Origin of the sequence: Halobacillus sp. B23F22_5, assembly GCF_043497085.1 — a bacterium.
In the GTDB taxonomy this organism is placed as follows: domain Bacteria; phylum Bacillota; class Bacilli; order Bacillales; family Halobacillaceae; genus Thalassobacillus.
Genome location: NZ_JBIEKI010000021.1, coordinates 61427 through 62186, shown reverse-complemented (window position 1 = coordinate 62186; position 760 = coordinate 61427). Strand labels below are relative to the sequence as shown.

Annotated in this window: 1 protein-coding gene; it reads right to left on the bottom strand. The window is 35.5% G+C overall.

Annotated elements, in window-relative coordinates:
- Nucleotides 1–110: 110 nt before the first annotated feature.
- The gene (locus ACGTN9_RS19005) at nt 111–452 is read right to left on the bottom strand and encodes a hypothetical protein (RefSeq protein ID WP_499595919.1); all 342 of its coding nucleotides are present in this window, start codon (nt 450–452) and stop codon (nt 111–113) included.
- Nucleotides 453–760 lie beyond the last annotated feature (308 nt).

The following is a 760-nucleotide window of genomic DNA, read 5'->3' as shown; positions in this document are numbered from 1 at the left end:
AATTATACAGGAGGCCTTTCTCTATTCTATTTATAGTGGCAATGCATTCCGCAAAGGGTGGCTCTTTTCTCCGCAAAGACTGGCTCAAAACTCCGCATAAGTGGCTCATTTCAACTGCAATAATCAAATTGTTCAATATCTGCTTTCCATCGACTTTGCGGAAACTTTCCTGGAATGTCTTCTAGAAGGATCCAATGTTCACCCTTATTTTCATATGAAAAATATAGTGTAGGTATTTGAATATCGTTGTCTTCAAAAAAAGAACCATGTACAGTATAAAGCTCATACTCTCTGCTACTACACCTTTTTACAATATAAGAAGTCTCATTGGTGGCAAAAAACCTGAAGGAGGAAACTTCTCTATTAGGATTAACCCCAGTAAGTTTTTCCATCGAATATGGAGCAAGCCCATATTCTCTTAGAGTGTTGATTATTTCCGATGGTAAAAGCATATGTCCTCCTGATTTATAAAATTCTTAGGTACAAAGATAGCTACTACTCTAAAAAGTACGTTACTTTCTTTACGATCCAGTACTAATTATAGTTTCAAATAATACATTATCTCGACTACAAGTCTTCCATTATCCTGCCCATAAAAATAAGTAAAGGAGCAAACCCGTATGTTCCAGATTTGCCCCCTATTGTGGAAGACTTGATTCCGAGACATCTTGGAGCAAATATTAAACTACCGCATCCGTTAGTGAGACAAATCATTATATACTTTATTATTTTCTTTGTTACCAAATTTCCTAATAAGGAA